General features: G+C 41.3%; 15 protein-coding genes. All 15 read right to left on the bottom strand.

The genetic code is table 11. From position 1 onward, the window contains the following. Positions 1–9: 9 nt before the first annotated feature. Complete coding sequence (locus AQ505_RS12275; RefSeq protein ID WP_062548448.1) at positions 10–1,011, bottom strand: DUF6268 family outer membrane beta-barrel protein; 1,002 nt, start codon at positions 1,009–1,011, stop codon at positions 10–12. A gap of 66 nt (positions 1,012–1,077) precedes the next feature. Beyond that, positions 1,078–1,968, bottom strand: a complete 891-nt coding sequence (locus AQ505_RS12270; RefSeq protein WP_062548447.1) for a helix-turn-helix domain-containing protein — start codon at positions 1,966–1,968, stop codon at positions 1,078–1,080. Between the two features lie 102 nt (positions 1,969–2,070). After that, a complete protein-coding gene (locus AQ505_RS12265) occupies positions 2,071–2,505 on the bottom strand; it encodes a RidA family protein (RefSeq protein ID WP_062548446.1) in 435 nt (144 codons plus the stop codon). Between the two features lie 29 nt (positions 2,506–2,534). Next, complete coding sequence (locus tag AQ505_RS12260; protein WP_062548445.1) at positions 2,535–4,067, bottom strand: carboxylesterase/lipase family protein; 1,533 nt, start codon at positions 4,065–4,067, stop codon at positions 2,535–2,537. Between the two features lie 289 nt (positions 4,068–4,356). Then, entirely contained in the window at positions 4,357–5,889 is a 1,533-nt protein-coding gene (locus AQ505_RS12250) for a DUF2931 family protein (RefSeq protein ID WP_062548443.1), read from the bottom strand. A gap of 92 nt (positions 5,890–5,981) precedes the next feature. Further along, positions 5,982–7,673, bottom strand: coding sequence for a RagB/SusD family nutrient uptake outer membrane protein (locus AQ505_RS12245; protein ID WP_062548442.1), 1,692 nt, complete (start codon positions 7,671–7,673; stop codon positions 5,982–5,984). Between the two features lie 46 nt (positions 7,674–7,719). After that, positions 7,720–10,926 carry a SusC/RagA family TonB-linked outer membrane protein gene (locus AQ505_RS12240; RefSeq protein WP_062548441.1) on the bottom strand — a complete coding sequence of 1,069 codons (3,207 nt, stop codon included), beginning with the start codon at positions 10,924–10,926 and terminating at the stop codon, positions 7,720–7,722. Between the two features lie 168 nt (positions 10,927–11,094). Further along, positions 11,095–12,246 carry a FecR family protein gene (locus tag AQ505_RS12235; RefSeq protein WP_062548440.1) on the bottom strand — a complete coding sequence of 384 codons (1,152 nt, stop codon included), beginning with the start codon at positions 12,244–12,246 and terminating at the stop codon, positions 11,095–11,097. Between the two features lie 57 nt (positions 12,247–12,303). Next, positions 12,304–12,885 (bottom strand): RNA polymerase sigma factor, encoded by a 582-nt coding sequence (locus AQ505_RS12230; protein WP_062548439.1) that lies wholly within the window; start codon positions 12,883–12,885, stop codon positions 12,304–12,306. Between the two features lie 74 nt (positions 12,886–12,959). Further along, positions 12,960–13,874: a hypothetical protein gene (locus AQ505_RS12225; protein ID WP_062548438.1), complete on the bottom strand. Its 915-nt coding sequence runs from the start codon at positions 13,872–13,874 to the stop codon at positions 12,960–12,962. Between the two features lie 23 nt (positions 13,875–13,897). Then, positions 13,898–15,364, bottom strand: coding sequence for an eCIS core domain-containing protein (locus AQ505_RS26050; protein ID WP_082461518.1), 1,467 nt, complete (start codon positions 15,362–15,364; stop codon positions 13,898–13,900). A gap of 25 nt (positions 15,365–15,389) precedes the next feature. Next, on the bottom strand, positions 15,390–16,745 hold the full coding sequence (locus tag AQ505_RS12215) for an ATP-binding protein (protein WP_062548437.1): 1,356 nt from the start codon (positions 16,743–16,745) through the stop codon (positions 15,390–15,392). Beyond that, positions 16,735–17,655, bottom strand: coding sequence for a hypothetical protein (locus tag AQ505_RS12210; protein ID WP_062548436.1), 921 nt, complete (start codon positions 17,653–17,655; stop codon positions 16,735–16,737). The genes AQ505_RS12215 and AQ505_RS12210 overlap by 11 nt, the downstream gene beginning before the upstream one ends. A gap of 67 nt (positions 17,656–17,722) precedes the next feature. Next, positions 17,723–18,541: a hypothetical protein gene (locus AQ505_RS12205; protein WP_062548435.1), complete on the bottom strand. Its 819-nt coding sequence runs from the start codon at positions 18,539–18,541 to the stop codon at positions 17,723–17,725. Between the two features lie 44 nt (positions 18,542–18,585). Next, positions 18,586–20,646 carry a hypothetical protein gene (locus AQ505_RS12200; protein WP_062548434.1) on the bottom strand — a complete coding sequence of 687 codons (2,061 nt, stop codon included), beginning with the start codon at positions 20,644–20,646 and terminating at the stop codon, positions 18,586–18,588. Between the last annotated feature and the right edge of the window lie 11 nt (positions 20,647–20,657).

The following is a 20,657-nucleotide window of genomic DNA, read 5'->3' as shown; positions in this document are numbered from 1 at the left end:
GACTTTAATCTAGTTCCTCCTACCCATACGATAAGTCAATCCCGCTTTTCCATAAGCCATATTCGAAATAGAGAAATCATTCACCGTTTTTTGTTTCATATCAAACAATTCATAACGATTCAGCAGTCCCATTCCTGCCTGTGCCTGAATCCAGATCGCACCTATCAAACGTTGATGGACCTGCAAACCGCCATGAATGCTGGAAAACTGAGCATAATCGACTTCCTTACCATTATAACCGCTATAATTTTTCAGATTAAAACGGGTCCAGTCTATTGAACCAGCCAATCCAACCTGGGTATTTTCGCTCACATTATAAAGGACATTCAATCTCGGCCAATAAAACTGCGCTAACCACTTATTGCTGGTACTTCGATAATCAATTGAAATCCCAGGAGTGATCAAAGTCTCTCCAAAAGAATGCAGTACATGAACCCCAAATCCAATTTCTAGATTCGATTCAGCACCGAACTTTTTAGATAAGCCGAGTATTCCGTCCAGGATCAAATCATCAAAGGAAACTGGCTTTTTAAAATCCGCCGCAAGCGTTGGCATCCCTATACCCAAAACAGACCACTTACTCGAAATAGGATGTCTGATAATAATTACTGATTTTATCTCCTGAATGCTCTTCAGCTGGTTTGGATCATCTACGCTGTTATGGTCATAACTGAAATCCATCAAACGATAATTCAGGTTACTGAAAATACTCGTCCTACCAATTTTGAAAGGAGGAATAGGTAGCCAGGCATCATAAGTACTCAATTGAAACTTATTGCCTGAGAAAGCACTTTCTAAGGGTAAATCTTTAAAGCTAGTTTTAGCATGAATAGTGACTGCAGCACCACCTACATCCTGAATAATCTGGCCGAAACTTTTACTTGAATAAAGGAGCGTTAAAATGGCGATACAAAGACATGACCATTTGGTCAGTCCCTGGTACCTACAATAATCTTTGGTTTGGAGATGACTCCTGATACCCGAATTTCTAACAGCAATTAACGTTTTCATTTTCTTTGAGTTTAATGACACAAAGGTGGACTGAAAACAAGAATTGCTTTAAAACTAAACCACTCTTTACTCGGACAAATCCTGCATAAAGGCAATTCGGTACTCCGAAGGAGTTACGCCTGTTATCTTTTTAAAGAGCCGTCCAAAATAACTGGGATCCCCATAATTCAGCTCAAAAGCTATTTCTGAGATGCTCTTAGTCATATCTTGTAAAAGCAACTGACTTTGCAGGATACTCACTTTATTGATCCATTCCTTTGGACTCTCCCCGATAGTTTCCTTGATACACCTATGGAGATAGTTTTCTGAAACAGCTAGCGCTGAGGCATAGAATAAAATCGATTGATGCTGTAGGTAGTTTTTATAAACCAGTTCCTTAAAACTAAAAGTGATTTCGGCACTCCGGCTTATACTTTTACTCAGTTCTTTACTTGAGCTGAAGATTTTCTGTAAATCCGCCTGCAGCAGCGAATAACAGATCCCAAGGTTTGGATTTGGGTAGTAAATTTCAATATTCAAAAGTTCAAATAAAGAGGCTAGCCAGGTACTGCTCTCCTCCTGTAAGTGAATAACGATATTAGCAGAAAAGAGCTTAATGAGTTCCTGCTTTGATAAGAGTTGATTCAGTGTCTGATCTTCAAACAAAATGATATGCCCAGCGGCATCCGGACTCACCTCTTTTAATGAAGTTACATTGCCTTGCCTGACAAACAAAATTTCATGCGCTTTAATGGAGACTAAGTTTGCATCTACCTGCTGTTTTGCACTCCCCTTGGTAATATGAACGATGAAATTGTATTCCGGCCTATGCAAAGGCGTAGGCACTTTAATAAAACTAGATGTTTTTGCGATATCATGGATCTGAATAGCCGTCTTCAAAACCGCAAAATCAGTTGACATCTCTGACATAAACTGTCCCCTGAAATCTGTTGGGGTGATTCTTTTTATTTTAGTCACAGTCTGAAATTAACAGCACAAACAATATAAACCTGGATTGATCATCATTTATTTCCGAAGATAGTATTCTATTTTGTAAAATAGCTGAAGGATATTCCCAGGTTATTTAGGCAAATGTGCAATCAATTCAATCTCTAACTTAGATTCCGGCATATATAGTCGCGCTATTTGCACCCATGTGGCTGCTGGAAAGTCCTTGTTATAAAATTTCTTACGCGCATAATTATACTTTTTCACCGCCTCAATATCTGTTGTATATAAATTTTCTTTAACCACATTTTCAAAGGTGGCACCATAACTGGATAGTGAAGCCTTTAAAGCGTTATAAACAGACATAATGCCTTCAGGACTGATGTCATTTGTCACAGCGCCAGAAATGTAAAGGATATTGTCAACTTTTAAAACCTGAGCATAACCTGCAACAGTATCTTGTTTAGAGGCATTGTTCCAATGCCATTTTTCTTTTTTAATACTTTTCTCTTGTGAAAAACTATGAGAAGAAATCAAGAGCAAAGCGAATAGGATAAAGTGTTTCATAAAAGAGTGTTTAAATTTGAATTTAAAAATCAGTTATCGAGTATAAATCCAGCACTTGGATAATTCTCGTCATTAAAAATAGTTTCAAATAAGACTGGCCTAGAGATCGCATCAAACCGCATCACATTTTTATGATCGAATTGATAAGGGAGCCAGTCATGCTCATTAATCTGTCCTGGAGAGCCCGATTTTATAAAGTTCACCCAGGCGCTGTGCATCTGATAAGTTAATTTTTGACGGCCATCCAAACCTTTATCAGGTTTATCAGCATCTAAAGACCAGATAAAAGACAACTCCTTGGCATGTGATGCTGGCGAACCATCCTGATCATAGTCAAAACGATACATCCAGACTTCTCGGCGAGCTTTAGCCAGCGCCTCTGCCAGACGGTAAGAATGCATCTGATACATGTATTGGGTCAGGATGTGAATCTTTATAGAGTCGGCCGAGCCCACTTTAATTGCATCCTGATAAGCAGTCAGCACTAAAGGAGAGTTTTTGCCAAACCAGGCACTTAAAACTTCGGGAGCGGGATGGTAAAGACGCTTATCCATCTCCATAAACATCACACTCTCCTCTTTATTCGTCCCAATCAATAGTTTGACCTGCTGATCTGACTGCTCGCTGATCACTTCGTATGGATCACCTTTGATGACCATACCATCCTCAACAGGACCAAAATAATTAGTTCCCGCAGCACCATTGCAAACTAAAGCCTGTGCTTTAATTAACGCTTCGGCTGGCAGGTTTAACAATTGAGATGGATCCTCAATATTTAAGATAGTCAATAACCTTTTCCGGATTTCTTTAGCGGTCACAGAATCACGGATGCATTGTACACTTCCGCTTTCCAGAATCAGCTGCTGGAATTTACCTTTAGCCTTAGGAGATACCAAAAGTGTGCTGGCTAATTTTGCACCGGCAGACTCCCCCATTACGGTAATACGCGAAACATCACCACCAAATGCAGAGATATTTTCTTTGATCCATTGAAGTGCCATGATACAGTCCTGCAAACCATTATTACCCGAGGTTTTTAGCTTCGGATCAATATCGCCCAGATATAGAAAGCCAAATACCCCTAGTCTGTAGTTAATGGTGATCGTAATGATACTGTCTCTATCCGAAAAGGCATGACCGTTCTGGAACATACCTGAACCGCCTGTCATCGCACCTCCATGGATCCAAACCACTACCGGCAGCTTCTTTTTTGTAGTAATGTCGGGTTTGTAGATATTCAATCGAAGGCAATCTTCATCGCCTTTTAGGGGGGAAAGAGCGGTTCCAAATTGTGCCGCAATTGGCCCAAATTCCAGGCAATTTAAAGTATCCCTCCAAGATTTCGCTGCCTGCGGCGGTTTGAAACGTAAAGATCCAACAGGTGCTGCAGCGTAAGGCAGCCCTTTAAATACCAGGGAACGGTCTTCTAAACGTCCTTTTACATAGCCATTTTTTGTTTTAACAATGAGTTTATTCTGACAAAATCCCGCTATGGAAAAACACAAAGAACTGCATAATGCAAGGAGAAATACAATGGTAAAAAAGTTGAAATGCTGCTTCATGGCTAATTTTATCCTGTTGAGCTAAAAACTAAACATCATTGAAATCTTGCAGATCTTTGAGACTTTAGAATAGATAAAATAAGAAAAGCGATGATTGGTGTAAATAAAACCCCGAGCAAAACACCACCACCAAAGCCTATACGAGTATCTCTGGCATAACGCCCTAATGCCCATAATATAGAGAGCACTAATAGTATTAATACAATTTCAACACTACCCACAGCGATTAGGAACATATATTTAATATTTAGAATAAAACTACATAAATAAAGTGACAACAAATAATTGACTAGTAATTTTTACCATACGCTATGATTTTAGTTTCTAAAAGCAAGAGCTGGTTCTTTCCGTTTTTTAGCGTTGCAGTTGCCGTTTTGGCTTTATGGTCGATATTAAATTCTACTGCTGCACTGCTATTTTTTTGACGGTTAAAAAAGTCATCAAATTGCTTAAAGGTTTTCTCTTCATCAAATTCAAAATCCACAGCGCATCTGTTCCCATTTTCATCGTACCATTTGAGGTATACCTCTTCTGGAACACCCCGTTTTTCTATCGTGTTCTGTAGCAGACTGTCATCAAAAAACACATAGCGTTCGGCATTGTAAAAACTAAAATCAGCATCATGAACCTTTATTTCAGGAGAAATCACGAATGTAGGTTTCCAATTGTAAGTTGTTCGCAGTGTATCCCAATAGCCATAAGGAATGGGCTTATCTTTTGTCAATCGCTGTATCTTTAAAGGTATAATGGAACTATCAGTTAACACCTTGATTCTCCATTCCGGATTAAAAACATCATTATAATCCAGGCGCTCCTCCTTAGAAACAGGTTCAGTTATCCTTACTTTTCGAGCTTGATAATGGCCAATTTCTAGCTGACGGCGACCAGTGCTGCCCGCCCAAACCACCACTACCCCACCTGGTGCAAAGCCCATAATGATCGCGTCATACTTTTCCTCAAAATTGCGGCTAGCTCTCTTTTCCAGATAAGGTTTGCTGAAAAGTAACTTTAGCATTTCTTGATCTATAGGCGTATTTAGCCGATAAAAAGTGTCTTCAGCAAAAGAATACCAGGTAAGATCCAGACCATTGGGCAATACGGTCTTTTGCTTACTGGTCTCATTTCCATCATCGCCCCATTTTGCTTCGTAATTAACCGTATTACCCTCGTTAAAAGTAAATTCATAGGGTTCCCTTTTTGGAAAAGAAAAAACCCCTTTGTACAATTGAACAGGGTAAGCCGCGGGGTTACTCATCGCTGCATGCCATTCATAGACCCCATTTTTAAGGTTATAAGCTATATCTTCTGCCGCTTGCTTCGATTTTTTAAGATCCCGACCTGTAGAAGCAACACTTTCTATAATTGGCATCAAAATGACATAACCGATAAGAACCGGCACTAATCTTTTGTATGATTTTATGGCCCATACGAAAATGATACTGCTAAAAACCGTTAGAAAAATACTCAGAATTAAAAGCAATGGAAACATTTCAACGATGGCATTGCCTAAATCGGCATACAGCCGATGTTCATACTCATCACCGATTGTAGCTATGAAAAGTAAGACGGGAAAGAACATTAAAAAAGCGAGGTAGAATACAAATCCATAAGCAAGCTCAAAGAATATGTTGGGCTGATGGAGCAGGTTTAGCTTTCTACGAATGGTATTAAAATGAAAATAGAGCAGTGCAATTAAAATTACGTAGGCTGAACAGCAGAATGCTGCATACGCCAAGTTTAAATCTGCATTTTGCGTACAGAACATACCAATTAAAGCAAATATGGCCACTAGAATAGCGGATAGGATCGTTTTGAAACTCATCTGCTACAAGGTAATGAGATTCCTGACTAATAAAAAAATGCCCCTGAATTAATGAAATCCCAGGGGCATTAAATGAATGATTATGAGCTAGCTTAATATCCGGGATTTTGTTTTAATCCGTTATTTCCGGAAATCGCTTTTGTAGGAACAGGAAACCTGTTTAAATGGTCTGAGCCAGAAGGCTGATGATCCCACCAGGTACCCGCAGTAAACATTTTCCACCTAATCAGGTCAGTACGTCGTCTACCCTCTCCTAAAAATTCAATACTCCACTCGTCCAGCATCCTATTGGCATCAAGATTGGCAACAGTTACGGGATTAGGATCTACTCCATTTGCAAAATCGCGCTTCCTTACCTCATTAATCAAGGTTGCTGCAGCTCCCTTATCGCCAGCGCGCATTTTACACTCTGCCAGCATATAATAGATCTCTGTCAGTCGGATTGCCGGATTATCAGCCGCCCACCTCAAACTCTTATCCTGATCACCCGGAATAGGAACTTTTACCAGCCTCACACCAGTATTTTCTTCTCCCTGCGACATCTTTGAAGGAAGTTCAGAGACGGAAGCATATTTTTTTCCGGTTCCAACCTCAGAAAAACGACCTACCTGATCAACGAAATTCAATGGTTTATCTTTGTATTCTTCCCCTCCATTAATGGCCGCCCCTGCAGGCGTTAAATGTGGTCCAACAATAAACATCCCTTCATACCTGCCACTGCCAAGATATTTATATCCTTTTTTACGAAGATCTCCGGCATCAAATTTCTCAAATGGAGCGCCCAGTTTAAAGTCTGTACTGTACAACGTTCCATCAGGTTTTCTAGATGGCGTCAGGTGTCCGCCATTATCTGCGCCCATATCTACACCAAAATATTGCCTGCTGTTATAATGATAGAAATTGGAATAAAACCAATTGTATTCGAGTTTATTAAACTCTGATGGGATTGACCAGATAATTTCCGGCGATTTATCATTTGTAAAAGTATGCGGGCCGCTCCATGTGGCATCTACCGTATACTGTCCATACTTATGGTCAACAATATCCTGTGCAATCTGCTGGCATTGTGCGAACATATCCCGACCAATATATGCTTCCGCATTAAAGTACAAGCTGGCCAGCATGGCTGCTGCTCCTGCTTTTCGGATGGCTCCCTCTTCTTTATCTCCGGCTTTTTTTGCAGGCAGCTTTTCAATCGCATTCTTTAAAAGCGTTTCAATATGGGTAAAAGTTTCCAGGTCAGAACTCCGCAACACACCTTGTTCCTCCAATGAATCGAAAATTGGTAGTCCCCCATAAAAATCCAGCCCCCGAAGGTAGAAATATGCAATTAAGGTGTTCAGCTGATTCACATGGTCATCCTGATCAGCTTTGCTCAATGCAAATTTCGTATAATCCAGTTTTTCAAGATCATTTCTGGCATCCAGCGCAAGGGCGATTCCCATCAGGGTCCCACGCCATGTTTCCCAAATCCAGTTATCATCTGGTGTCCAGCGATGGTAATGGTAGCGTTCATTTTCCCCGCCATTATACCAGTGACGGCCTTTTGTGGTGATGGCAAAATTATCTGCTGTAAATTCCTGTAACCTCCATCGGTCATCACCAAGATACCATCGGGCATGAGTAAATGGCCTATACAGGGCAGCCATGATGTCTTTTTTACTTTTGAAAAAAGTCTCGGGTGTTACCTTGTCATAAAACTGCTGATCAAGTTTCGTACATCCTCCGGAGATCACCAGAAATAATACCAGCACTCCTATTTTTATATTGATGCTATTCTTCATTAGAATATATTTTTGTTTGATGAAAGATTTATGAATTCGTCATGGATTAAAGCCCTACCTGTATGCCGAACATAAAGGTCCTGGTTTTAGGATAAGCATTTCGCTCTTCAAAGCCGGGATCAAGACCATTGATATTTACTTCCGGGTCAAGGCCACTGTATTTAGTGAGCACAAACAAATCTCTACCCGTAGCATATATTCTCAGGTTCTTTAAGGGCTTAATCAGGTTCTGCTTAAAAGTATAGCCAAGACTGATGGCATCTACCTTCAGGAAATTCCCTTTTTCAAGCCAGTAATCACTCAATTCCTTCTCTCCTTTAATGTCTTTATGCTTTTCAAAAGCTTCACGCAATACGTTTTGCCCCTGCACATTTGGGAGGCTATAGTACATATTGATCATATTAAACACATCATATCCGAGCCAGCTTCTCAGGTAAATACTGGCATCAAAATTCTTATAGGCGATGGAATGGTTCCAGGAAAGAATAACTTTTGGAATCCCATTCCCTACAAAGGCCTTGTCGGCAATAGTCTTAGACCGTTTTGTCACGTCAAATGCTTGTCCGTCTTTATCATAAAGCATCCAATTCCCTTCCTGGGTAAAGCCTGCAGCACGCCAAAGGAAGAACTCACCAATATCATGGCCCGGAAAAAGTCTGACTGCATTTCCTGGAGATCCTGGTGCTGGAAAACTTTTTCTATCTGCAAAAGTCTGACTGCCAGAAAGAGAAGTCAGGCTGCTTTTATTTCCCGACATCACTATTCCTGTTGTATATTTAAAATCTTCACGGTCTACCGCATTCCAATTCAACTCCACCTCAAAACCCTTGTTTTGCATACTGCCAATATTCACCGTGGTAGTTTCATAGATCGCAGGTGGCTGAGAAACATTAATATCATAGATGATGTCATTTACTTTACGCTTATAGACATCAAATCGTCCGGTGATTTTGTTGTTCAGCAAGGCAAAGTCCAGCCCAATACTATATTCCTTTTTAACTTCCCATTTAAGGTCAGGGTTTTGGTTGTGACGAACGCCATACGTACGCTGCCATTGGCCATCCACTAACCACCAGGCATCCGGGGCATACATTCTGTACGCAACATTCGCATTAAAATCAGCATTCCCGGTCTCGCCGTACCCTCCTCTGATTTTCAGGTCGTTGATAAACTTCAGGCTTTTCATGAAAGGTTCTTCAGAAAGACGCCATGCCATCGATATCCCTGGAAAAGTTCCCCATCGCTTACCCGGAGCAAATTTAGAGGAGCCTTCTCTTCTTAATGTTCCGGTGATGATATACTTATTATCATAAGCATAATTTACCCGACCAAAAAAAGCAATCAGCTTCACACTAGGATCCTTAAAAGAGCTCATAGCTGCTCTTCCATCGGTTAGAAATGTACCATTGTTCAAATCATTTTCGCCAACACCGTCTACCGAAAAATCAGAATTCTCCGCCTTAAAGCCCTGACCGTTAAAATCCTGATAAGAATAACCTGCTACTGCATTAATGCTATGTTTATCCATCACCTTATTATAGTTGGCAGTCCATTCGAAAGTTCGGTCAGTGAAACGTTTGTATTCCTGTCTGGCATAACCGTCTACACCATCAGTTCTGGAAATCCGATGCTGTGAAGAGCGATAATAAATTGGATTTTCGCTGTCGTTTTTAACCGCGATCATCGCTGAGGTATACAGGTCTTTCGTTAGATCAACCTTCAATACTGAACTCCCCAATAGATACTTCAGCTGATTCTGATCTATACGCAGCTTGACTTCAGCTAAGGGGTTCCAATAATCGTAACCTCCCACCATCACATTTAGACCGGTAATATCAGCGGCATTATATGGCGTTTGAGTGGGGTTAAGTACCAGAGCCATATTAAAAATATTGTTGTCCGTTAAATTGGCATCTACATGATTATAGCTGACATTTGTGCTCAGCTGCGCTCTTCCATTAAAGAACTTGAAAATCGTATTGATCCTTCCACCGATTTCTTTTCTATCTGAACCTATAGCAATACCTTGAGCATTCCGATAAGTCAGGGTCGAATATACCTGTGCATTTTCGCTGCCGCCATTGGCGTTTAACACATACCGCTGACTGAATGGTGATGTATTGGTCACCTCTTTATACCAATCTGTGCGCGAACCAAAATCATTACCCAGTCCTTTTTCAACAAACTCATCTCCGCTTAAAGACTCCGGACGTCGGCGGATGCTTTCCGTAAACAGCTCGGTGGTCAAGGAGATATTAGCTGGACCTACTTTTGCTCTTTTAGTGGTAATCAGGATGACCCCTCCAGAAGCCCTCGTACCATAAATTGCAGCAGCGGAGGCATCCCTTAAAACGTTAATAGATTCTATATCTTCGCGGGCAACAGAATTTATATTTCCACCAGGTACCCCATCTATCACGATTAAAGGCCCTTGTCCGGCATTAATAGAATTGACCCCACGCAATTGTACAGATACACTGGCATTGGGATCGCTGCCATTGGATGAACTGATGGTTAAGCCCGGGACCTTACCTTGTATCGAAAGCAGCGGGTTTACAGAGCCCGAAATAAAATCTTTCGGTTTCACCGTAGATACGGCACTAGTCAGGTCTTTCTTTTCAATCGTTCCATAGCCGACCACGACCACTTCATTCAGGTCATTTTTTTCTTCGTTGATGACAATTTCAAAGGTTTTGCGATTGTTTACTGGCACTTCAATAGGGGTAAATCCCAATGCGGAGACCATCAGTATAGCGTTTTCCGGTACACTCAGGGAGAATTTACCGCTAGCACTTGTAGAGGTACCTCTTCCTTTAATCCCTTTTACAATCACAGATGCACCCGGAACAGGTTTTCCTAAGGCATCTTTAACCGTACCGGTTATGGTGATATCCACATTCTTCTTCTCATTTACGACAATTGTTGAAGTGGAGACTGTATAACCCAGTGGCTGCTCCAGAAAGCACTCTGCTAATACGTCCAGCAAAGGAACATTTTTCGCATGAACAGTAACGGGCTTTGCTTTTTTTATCAGGTTAGAATTAAAAATGATATCATAATTACTTTGCTCCCCTATTTTTTCCAGTACGGCTTCCAGTGGAGCATTCTTTTCTGACAAGGTGATCTGTATTGATTCTGAGGCGTTTGCCTGTGCAGAGAAGCTTAAAATCAAGAGCGAAAAGAGCCTGATTTTGAGCGCAATTTTATCTTTTATACAGGAAATCCTGTATAAGTTAAACTCGTAAAATTTCATACATTTGGTTAGTTAGGTTGTTTGACACTCAGCGCATTAAACAAGCAGACACGTGGTGTTTATTTGGTTAATTTTTGCAATTGTTGGTATCGGCAAACAGCATAATCAAATTTTATCCCGGAAATGTTAGCCCATTTTCGGGTTTATTTTGACTACTAGCTGGCCGGATCATGGCATAACGGTTACCCTCCTTCCTTCCACTTTAAATTTAACATCACCTGTCAGCGCCAAAACTTTCAGCACTTCATTCAGGTTTTTCGTTCTGGAAATTTTACCGCTAAAATTCAGGTCATCTAATTTTCCAATATATTCAGGATCGATATTATACCAGCGTGATAGTTTCCGCATGATCTCATAGATCTTATCTTCTTTGAAAAGGAAGTAGCCGTTTTTCCAATCTACAATCCCCTTTAATTTCACGGTCTTAATCTGGAAAGCACCATTCTCCATTCCGCATTGCTGACCCGGTTTTAACAGGGCAGAATAGTTTCCATGACTAACTTTTACACTGCCTTCCAGCAAAGTAGTTCTAGTTACCCTTTCATCTTCATAAGCATTTACATTAAAATGAGTGCCATAGACCTCTACAATCTCTCTATCGGTGACCACTTTAAAAGGCTTATCTTTCATTTTTGACACCTCAAAATAAGCTTCCCCGCTGAGCATCACTTTACGTTCCGTACCAGTAAACTGCGCTGGATATTTCAATGAAGAAGAAGCATTGAGCCAAACCGCTGTTCCATCAGGCAAACGAACCTGATATTGCCCACCAATGGGTGTCTCTATCGTGTGGTAATGAATCTGTCCATTATCGGGCTCCTGATTTCCGGCAGCCACCACATAAATCAGCTGGCCATCCCTGTCTTTTTTTATGGTTAATCCCGCTTGTTTTGCGACAACCCCATCAGCAATATGATCCAGGTCTAAAATAGATCCATCACTTAAGGTCAATCTGGCCTTGTTCCCTCCAGGTGTGATTACTTTCGAGCAAGCGACTTCAGGAATATTCAGTTGATTTGCAGTCGGATCTGGCCTATGATTTATAAATCGGGCAATCCCTATAATGACCAGAATGGAAGCTGCAGCACCAAGCCAGAATCTAGTATAACTTACCTTTGGATGGTGCTCATTTACAGGTTCCTGTTTTATACTTTGCATAATTGCAGCTTTTAACGCAATGCCATCAGGTTCCTGAAAGTTCTTTGCAGCACCCTTACGGTCCATCCTTTCATAATATTCTTCCAGCAGCCGAATTTCCGCAGGACTCGATTCATTGGCTAAATAGCGGTCTATCAGGATTAAAAAATTGTGCTTGTCCATAGGCTATATCTATAGGTACCAAAACTTCCTTCCTACCCTACGGATTTTTCATTTTTTTTATCTATGAATTTCATACCATAAGAGAATGGTGATACAGGTTTCTATATTCAGGCTTGCACGAATCATTTTTAAGGACTTAGAAATCCTTTTCTCGACCGTCTTTTCTGATATATTTAAGAGATTGGCAATCTGCTTATAGGTCATTTCCTGCTCTCTGCTTAAGAGAAAGGCCTGCTTACAGTCTTCTGGAAGGTTATCGATTAAGTTTTGGATGAGCTGTTGCTGTTCTTTAAAGAGCAAAGGGTTCTCCGAAATGATTTCCGTAGTCACCTCCATTAATCTTTCATAAAATTGCCGGTCAGTTTTAAGCTTGCGAATTGCTTTAAGCACACTAAACCTTAAAGCCTGATGGAGGTAGGGTTTTAGGACCTGAATATCTACTTGCGCGCGTCGCTGCCAAAGACTCAAAAAAACATCCTGCAGCACATCCACTGCAGCATCTGGATCTTGAAGTATATGATTTGCCTTTCGATAAAGCTCCTTCCAGTACCGTTCATAAATTTCGCCAAATGCCTGCTCTTCTCCTTCTTTTAAAGCAGTTATCAATTCGGCATCGGATAGTAGGTCACAGCTCATCATTTAGGTTAGGCAAAACCGAATCTAATAAAAAAAGATGTAACTCCGGTTTTTTCTATAAAAACGATTTACAAGGATTATTCTTCCATTTCCACATCAGAATCAGATTCGCTGCCAACTGATTCAGCATCTGAAAGCGCCTCATTGTCCACAACCCTACCATATTGCCTAAACCTACCTGCCTGCATTTTTTTTTCAGGTTTATTCATTCCAGAAGTATCTACAGTTTTTAAACCTGCTGGCAGTTCCTCTCCTTTTTTTAGATGCCGGGCTTTCTCTAGATCATCTGCAGCAACTCCTCTACGCTCGCCTTTCCCGGCCATTTCTGCCGGCGTGGCTGCGCCCTCTACCCACTTGTAGGTTTGTAGCGCCTGCATCTCGATCAATTGCGCCGCGGCCTTTTCGTCACCTCTCTGTGCTTTCGCATAAAGTCTTTTATATCTGGTTAAATAAGCTATTTTCCTCTCTCTCAATAAAGCGGTCATTGGCTGCGCCCCTTTCTGTCTCAGTCCTTCTCTTAGAATATGGTTATTTATTCTTGGCCTCATGATGATTTTCGAGTTCAGCAAACTGCTTAATTTTCTATTTTGCTGTTGAGCGACATCAATCATTACACTAGTCGTCACATGTGAGATCCGGTGTGGTCCCTGGTGACTTTTACCAAATTTATTCAGTTTACCATAAGCAGTTAAAGACCTTTTGTGTGTTAATTTCCGTTTAGGATCTCTGCTTTTATCTAAATACTTATTCCGTCCCTTTGTTAATTGTATCGGATGATGAGCAAGACCTTGCCGCTGGATGACCTTTAATTGAGCAGATGACCTAACCTGAAGACTATTATTGGCCATCTCTTGTCTTGAGATTTGGTCCATCACTTGCGGTCGGTTATCTACAAATTGGAATGTCGGTTGATCCTTCCGCTTCATCTGAAGGTGATCGTTTGAAGCCGAAAAAACTTTAGTCAGCTGTTCTTTTTCAAGGTGGGTATTCATATTTCAACAAGATAAAATTAAGGTTATCGCGGTTTGCCAAGTTCATCCAAACGGTCACTTAAACTGGATGTTGAAGCTGCAGCGGCCGCAACTGTAGCTGGATGATGTGCATGCCTGGCGATGCCTTTATTAATTTCCATTTGACGTTCATAAGCATAAGTTGGATCACAGTCGCAGGTTTCCTGAGTGATTAAGGGCAAATCCTTAGCTTGAGCACTCGCTTTACTTCCCTTTAATCCGATAGAAATCTTATTATAAGCATTGGCCTGAGCGTTTTTCAGCACATCATTACTTCCTTTATAATCAAATTTCACATCATAGACCTGTACTTTACCATCTGCACATTTAATCACATCCGGGATTTTCAACTGACCTCCCAATTGATTTGCTTTAACATCACTCCCAGGTTTCTTTATGGCATTGTAAACTGCTGAGGCGACAAACTGTGCCCTGTTATATGTTAATCGGTTAGGAAGCACAGGGTAAGCGATGTTAGGTACCTCGAGTTGTTTCGAAACTTTGGTCATAAAATCCTGATTGATAAAGAAAATACCGCCCTGGTTGCTCAGCCCTATATGCTCAAAATAGGAAGTATCTGAGGCCAGCCAAAAACATTCTTCAAAAAATAAAGTTTCATTATTTCTATCTGCTTTATTTTTATGACCAAGCTCTTCTGCACGAGGAGACCAGCGCAATACATCTTCTGCCATTGGTGTGAACCCTTCCATCTGGGCCTTGCAAAACGAACAGCAGAGTAAATGAGCTTCTTCCTCGGTTACTGGCATTGCATGTTTACTTTGCGCATTGATGTGGTTTGCTAAAACTTCTGGTGTCTTTCTGTAATAACTTCTACCTCCTTCACAGGGCATTCTTTGCAGCACCTTATGGTTACTTCTTCTTTGCGGACTAACTTTTTTTACCGTGCATGCAGCACACTTGTTTTGCCTTACTTCGCTACGGTTTCCTGGGCTCCATCCTGTTAAACCCTTTTTTAAGGAACTTTGAATAGCCTTCGCGCCCATGACATCGGCTTCATGCTCTAATGTCTTATCGTTGTTTACACCTATCCCTTTCATTTGCACCGTCGCTTTTACCCGACCTTGTTTTTGCTGTACCACATGCCAGGCTTCATGCGGCAAATGCTTTTCCTGCCCTGCGGCGAGGTGGATCTCTGTCCCCTGTGCATAGGCATGAGCTTGTAATTGGGCTGGTTTACTGGAATTATAATGCACGTTTACATCGTCCATCGAAAGCCCGGAAAGATTTTCTATACCACTTTTCAATTGATCTGGCAAGCCTGTTCGATTACTCTTCTGTGCTACCGATTGCTGCTTAAAAGCACTGGCAACATCCTGCAGCTTTCTTTGCACCACAGCTTCCTCACGCTTATCCTCAAATTGGAATATCGCTTTCTCATGTTGTGCTGGTATCAAATTGCTAGCAGCCGTATGACTGATCGCTTTTGATGTTTTAAGCTCCTGTATTTTCATGATCTACCTCTTTTTAAAAACAATATCATATGGAATTGATCAACGTTCGGTTCTCTTTCTTAAACTCTCTTTTAATACCTGCCAGGAGCTCACCTTGACGAACCACAGTACCGGCCCTGCTAATTACTGATAATGCACAGAACCTCAACACATTAATCATCGCACCTCCAGTCAGCGGATAATCTTTTGCAATGGCATAGAGATCTATATTTTCATCCAGTTTACAGATGCCAGAAAAAGCTTTTTTCCAAAGTTCATATCGTTCCTCCACCGAAGGCAGGGTAAAATGAATGATCGCTTGAAACCTCCTCGCAAAAGCTTCATCCATATTCGCCTTGAGGTTAGTCGCCAGAATAACCACACCAGGAAAATCTTCAATCCGCTGCAATAGATAAGCGGTTTGTTGGTTGGCATGTCTGTCGTTTGCTGAATCAGCAGTGCTCCGCTTTCCAAATAAGGCATCTGCCTCATCAAAAAACAGAATCCAATGCTGATGCTGAGCGATATCAAACACCCTGGATAAATTCTTTTCTGTTTCTCCAATATATTTGGAGACTAACATAGACAAGTCTATTTTATAAACTTTGCGGCCGGAGGTTTTACCGATCAAAGTTGCCGTTAAGGTTTTACCGGTACCTGGTGGCCCATAAAACAAAGCCCGATATCCTGGCTTAAGCTGTTTCTTCAAACCCCAGTCTTCCATCAGGATAGGCCCATGTGCCAGCCAGGAAGTGATTTCATTCAGCTGTTCCAGCACCAAACGATCCAGTACCACATCATCCCATTCCATTTCCGTGTGAATGTGCTGTGCGGGAAACGAAGCACTATTTTCTGCCATTTGCCGCTCACCGGTCAGAAAATAATTCAACCAGCTTTCACTTAAACTCAGCTGACCTCTAAACCTGGGCAGATTAATTTCAGTTTCAGTGAGTATCAGCACCTCTTCTTTGATCAGAATATGCGATTTCCCCAGCAAGTTCATTACCTCGTAACGCAGTTCTGGATGATGTACAGTGATTAAAAAACACAAGGTATCACCGGTAGGTAAAAAGCCATTATGATCTTTAGCAACCAGCCCGCCAAATTCCGTAAAACCGCGGTCGTGCAATTTATTTTTGGTAAAAAACAGGTCAAGCACTTCCGGACAAAGATGTGGAGCCATACTCAGCGCGATCGCCAATCTCGAATAGATATCCAGATTCCATTCTCTAACTGCATCCGCATAAGGACCATCCTGCAAGGACAGATCTGGCATTGGAATAGCCGTCCATTCTTTTTCGTGTCCTTCCTGTAAGAAATAACTGGTCATACATTGGGTAATAACAGCGGATAACCAATCCATCTCTTGTCTCAGCACCAGTAATGCGGTATTATTCTCCATCGCTCGTAAATAGTTTTTCTACATCGTCCAGGCTCGCCTCTATCCATTTAAAATAAAGTAATGCGGTATTGGGATTAAGTTCATTGGGGGGCAGCATATCCAGTGTATTGATTTCCGAAAACGCAACCATATTGGCATTATAATGCAGGTCGTAATGATAGTCATAGGCATAAAACCTACTTGCCCATTCATTGTAATCCCGCCACTGAACCATTAAATCGGTGATTAAATTCTCCATCCTTTCTTCCCGCAGCACCAATTTTTTAGCTTTATAAAAAGAAGACTTCCTCTTTTCCTCCCGTTGATAAAATTCAATATCTCTGGACTGGATCGTTCTTGAAGAATGATGCCCAAATAAGTCCAGCAACCCAAAGTTTTCAGCATCTGTTGCAATTTCCAACTCTGCCTGACTGGCTCCCGCAATAGCCAAGGTCCAGTCTGCCGCAGCAACAGTCTCGCTCACCACATAAACGCTTCTGAACGAATAATAAGTTTGGGTAAGCCGAATGATCAGCGCCTGCTGTATTTCATTCCAATTCAAAATCTTCACCGACTCAGGTTCATTGGCTTTAAAGATGAAACTACCTCTTCCTGCAAAGGCCAGAATTTGTTTACAGAATTCAAATTCGCCTGCAATTGGTCCGCGACCAGTTCCCCGGCCAGAATAAGGCTTAGTAACCCCATCGCTAAAACTCCATCCGGTTGGATTTAGCTGATACTGATCGCCTATTTCTACTTCATGAACATCAATCACCTGGTTTCTAAAGATGTTTCCAAGAACGATCATTTGTCCATTACTAATCTGAAAAAAATCACCTGGATAAACCGTCTGGCCCATTGGCGCAACAGGGATAAAACCATTTGTCCGCCTGTAAAAATTCCGGTAGAAGTTTCTATACACACCTTCCATAAACAAAAATTAAGAGCTTTAGTCCACCGTTCCTGCAATCAGCAACGGTGAACGATCATTTAGTAAATTAAGAAGCTAAGGCCGCTGCATTGGCTGCTGCTAAACCAGACTGAAGGGATTTCAGTTTCACCTGTGCTGTATTCAGATTTGCCTTGGCTACATTCAATTGTTTAGTAGTGCTGAAATTGGCCTTTTCTATTAAAATATAGTTGACGCTGGCATTCTTATACGCCTGGTAGAAAATTCCCTGTAAGGAAACAGAATGGCCTTTTCTTACGGTTCCGGTCAACAATTTAGTGAAGCTGATCGCTTGCGTATACTCCAACCCTGCTGCCGTTTCCGCTTCCATTTCTGTAGCTTGTGCTACAAAAGCACTTTGTAAGGCAACCAGCGATACGGCTACCGCATTGTTGGCATCCGTACCAGCCGTGCTCAGCATACTGACCAATTCGTCTGAAATCAGCGGGTTCAATGCCTTTTTTCTCAGTACGAGCGTGGCTAATTTATTGATAACTTCTGCAGCATAGATCAATTTACTCATGACTTCATTGACATTTGAAGTTAAAGTTTTGGTCCTTAAATTAGCCCTGAGCATTTCATTAAAGGCGATATCCGAGTTTTGCAGCAAGCCTGCAGCACTCTGCACCAGCTGATCAACCAGTACTTTGTTGGTATAGGCCTGAGTTTTATCATTAGTAGCTGTGGCAAGGAAAGCCTGAAGATCATTGGATTTTGTGGTCAAAGAAGTCACAATAGATTGATATTGTGCCACAATTTCTTGCGCATTCATCACCTGGAGCGTTAAAGCATCCAGTTCATTTTTTTTAAATTCAGTAATGCCATGTCTTTTATAACGCTCCTGTAGAGCCAAAGATGTATTTCTCATTGTTTGTGGGGATTTCATAATGGATCTTGTTTAATAATGAACTGTTAATGTGGAAAATAATCGGTATTCGCCATATCTGACAATACATTCACAAAAGCAGTTTCACTGTCTGCTGATGCCCTGGAATAAGAGAGAATAACCGGAAGATATTTTTCATGTTCATTTAACCTGTTACCGAAATTATCAGTAGTATCTGGTCCGAAAAAGGCTACCCATTGCAATCTATCACTATCTTTTGCTTTTATATTCTGCTTAGCCACCGTATAGCTATCGGCATATACCTGCTCGGCGATAGGCACATTAAAAAGAAAACCAGGTTTTGCTGGCGCAACCATTGATAATAAGCCCGTTTGCTTTTCTTTTTCCTCCTTCAGGAAATCCAACTGAACAATTTTGCCTTTATGAGCATCCTGCAGTTGTTTTAATTGTGTGCCGATCAGTTTTTGCTCCTCTTTCAAAGATTGGATGATGGCAGCAGTTTGTTCGTCAACAGGTTCCTTCTCTTTGGCGTAATCAGCTAATTTCTGATTCAGCACATCAAGCTCCTTATTCAATAATTCCAGCTTAAGCGCTTCAGTATAGACCTCTTCTTCCAATCGGGCAATCTCCGGGTCAAGCTGAGCTGCAATTTCTTCCAGCTTCGCAATTTCATCCCTCACTAAAAACTCAAGTGATTCTTTGGTTAGCAATTGATCAGACACGTCCAGACTAAAGGGCAGCAGCATACATCTGTATTCTAATTCTGTATCAGCACTTTTCTGACTGGAGAAAGTCATCACATAATTGTAATCCACAATCGTATCCTCACCAAGTCTCTGTTTCAGCTGCTCATTTTTAAACGCTAATGCCAGCCTGCGTTCCTCATCCGACAAGTCTTTTTCATCATAAGCACTCACCTGAATCACCTCACCTGGAATAGACTCCAGCCTACTCGCTAAGGTAAATGTCTGAGAGGGAGCGGACAAATAATCATCATAACAATTGATGGTTCTTTTGTACTCATCGCTGAAAACTGCCATAACGAAAACCACATAACTTTTCCCTAATCCAATCGGGTCATTGTCTGAATCCACCAATGCCACCACATCTGTGCTTTCTTTCAAACTGCTGAACACATTCACCACCTGTGTGATGTGATGTTGATCTGTAGGTGCTAAAGGAATCAGTTCTGTACTATTCATTAAGCGCTCTACATTAGATATAGAAAAGGTTTGCTTTTTCTTTTCCTTAACCACAATGAGATAATACCGCTCTACCGGATACATGGGATGTTTGACCAGCTTTTCTAATGGGAACGGACTTTTAATGGTGTTAAAATCAACTGTAAAACTAAGTGCATCCGTATTGGAGGTGGTCACCAGCAGATCAAGGTTCAATTCCCTGTTCGTTAATGCATAGGCAGATTTAGTAGCACTATAAGCGATAGTGACCATTTCAAGAGCTCCTTCATCTAGTTTCTCTGTAGACCTGACTGCAGAAACTGCGGCGCTGTCTGTTGCTATTGCTTGTGAAGCCAAATCAAAATCAGCGGTCGTGATTTTCAATACGGAAGCCATTAAATTGTTAGTGGCTTTGGCCATATCAAGTACGGTAGCCGCAGAAACCTCTGCAGTCAGCATTGATGCTTCCATTGCCAATTGTGAAGCCAACTCCGCATCATACGCCGTTTCATTGATCAGCTCGCGTGCATCGCGTGCCAGATAATAAATGTCACTGTCAAAATCCGCCGCATTTAAAATACTGTAAATGCTGCCAATGTCACTTGCCAAACGAACAATGGCATTAGCAGAGATCTGGACATTTGCTGCACAAACTGCAATATTTGTAGTCGACTGCTTTACATATTGGTTGCTCTGCGTTGCACAATTGAGTAAATTGATGGAAACATTACTGTCTTTTACAGCCTCACTCTGAGTAGTCGACTTAAATTTAAAACTGTCTTTTGCGGCGGCCAGGTTCTGTTCAGCAGTAATGGTGGCTCCTTGCGCATGATACAGGGTAAACATCGAGGCATTGACCTGCGACTTCAGGTTTTGTTCTTCAATATCCAGACTCTGTAAAGAGCCTACGATAGCGGAATGTAGGTTTTGATGGTAAGAGTTCATAATTTAGATCT

This window comes from Pedobacter sp. PACM 27299 (assembly GCF_001412655.1).
Lineage (GTDB): Bacteria > Bacteroidota > Bacteroidia > Sphingobacteriales > Sphingobacteriaceae > Pedobacter.
Note: the sequence above shows the minus strand (reverse complement) of the source record. Positions and strands in the feature narration are given on the sequence as shown.

Excerpts from the sequence above, each read along its gene's own strand:
- AQ505_RS12205 (WP_062548435.1), bottom strand. The coding sequence starts at position 18,541 with ATGAGAAATACATCTTTGGCTCTACAGGAGCGTTATAAAAGACATGGC.
- AQ505_RS12260 (WP_062548445.1), bottom strand. The coding sequence starts at position 4,067 with ATGAAGCAGCATTTCAACTTTTTTACCATTGTATTTCTCCTTGCATTA.
- AQ505_RS12265 (WP_062548446.1), bottom strand. The coding sequence starts at position 2,505 with ATGAAACACTTTATCCTATTCGCTTTGCTCTTGATTTCTTCTCATAGT.
- AQ505_RS12250 (WP_062548443.1), bottom strand. The coding sequence starts at position 5,889 with ATGAGTTTCAAAACGATCCTATCCGCTATTCTAGTGGCCATATTTGCT.
- AQ505_RS12275 (WP_062548448.1), bottom strand. The coding sequence starts at position 1,011 with ATGAAAACGTTAATTGCTGTTAGAAATTCGGGTATCAGGAGTCATCTC.
- AQ505_RS12235 (WP_062548440.1), bottom strand. The coding sequence starts at position 12,246 with ATGGACAAGCACAATTTTTTAATCCTGATAGACCGCTATTTAGCCAAT.
- AQ505_RS12245 (WP_062548442.1), bottom strand. The coding sequence starts at position 7,673 with ATGAAGAATAGCATCAATATAAAAATAGGAGTGCTGGTATTATTTCTG.
- AQ505_RS12230 (WP_062548439.1), bottom strand. The coding sequence starts at position 12,885 with ATGATGAGCTGTGACCTACTATCCGATGCCGAATTGATAACTGCTTTA.
- AQ505_RS12215 (WP_062548437.1), bottom strand. The coding sequence starts at position 16,745 with ATGGAGAATAATACCGCATTACTGGTGCTGAGACAAGAGATGGATTGG.
- AQ505_RS12210 (WP_062548436.1), bottom strand. The coding sequence starts at position 17,655 with ATGGAAGGTGTGTATAGAAACTTCTACCGGAATTTTTACAGGCGGACA.
- AQ505_RS12225 (WP_062548438.1), bottom strand. The coding sequence starts at position 13,874 with ATGAATACCCACCTTGAAAAAGAACAGCTGACTAAAGTTTTTTCGGCT.
- AQ505_RS12240 (WP_062548441.1), bottom strand. The coding sequence starts at position 10,926 with ATGAAATTTTACGAGTTTAACTTATACAGGATTTCCTGTATAAAAGAT.
- AQ505_RS26050 (WP_082461518.1), bottom strand. The coding sequence starts at position 15,364 with ATGAAAATACAGGAGCTTAAAACATCAAAAGCGATCAGTCATACGGCT.
- AQ505_RS12200 (WP_062548434.1), bottom strand. The coding sequence starts at position 20,646 with ATGAACTCTTACCATCAAAACCTACATTCCGCTATCGTAGGCTCTTTA.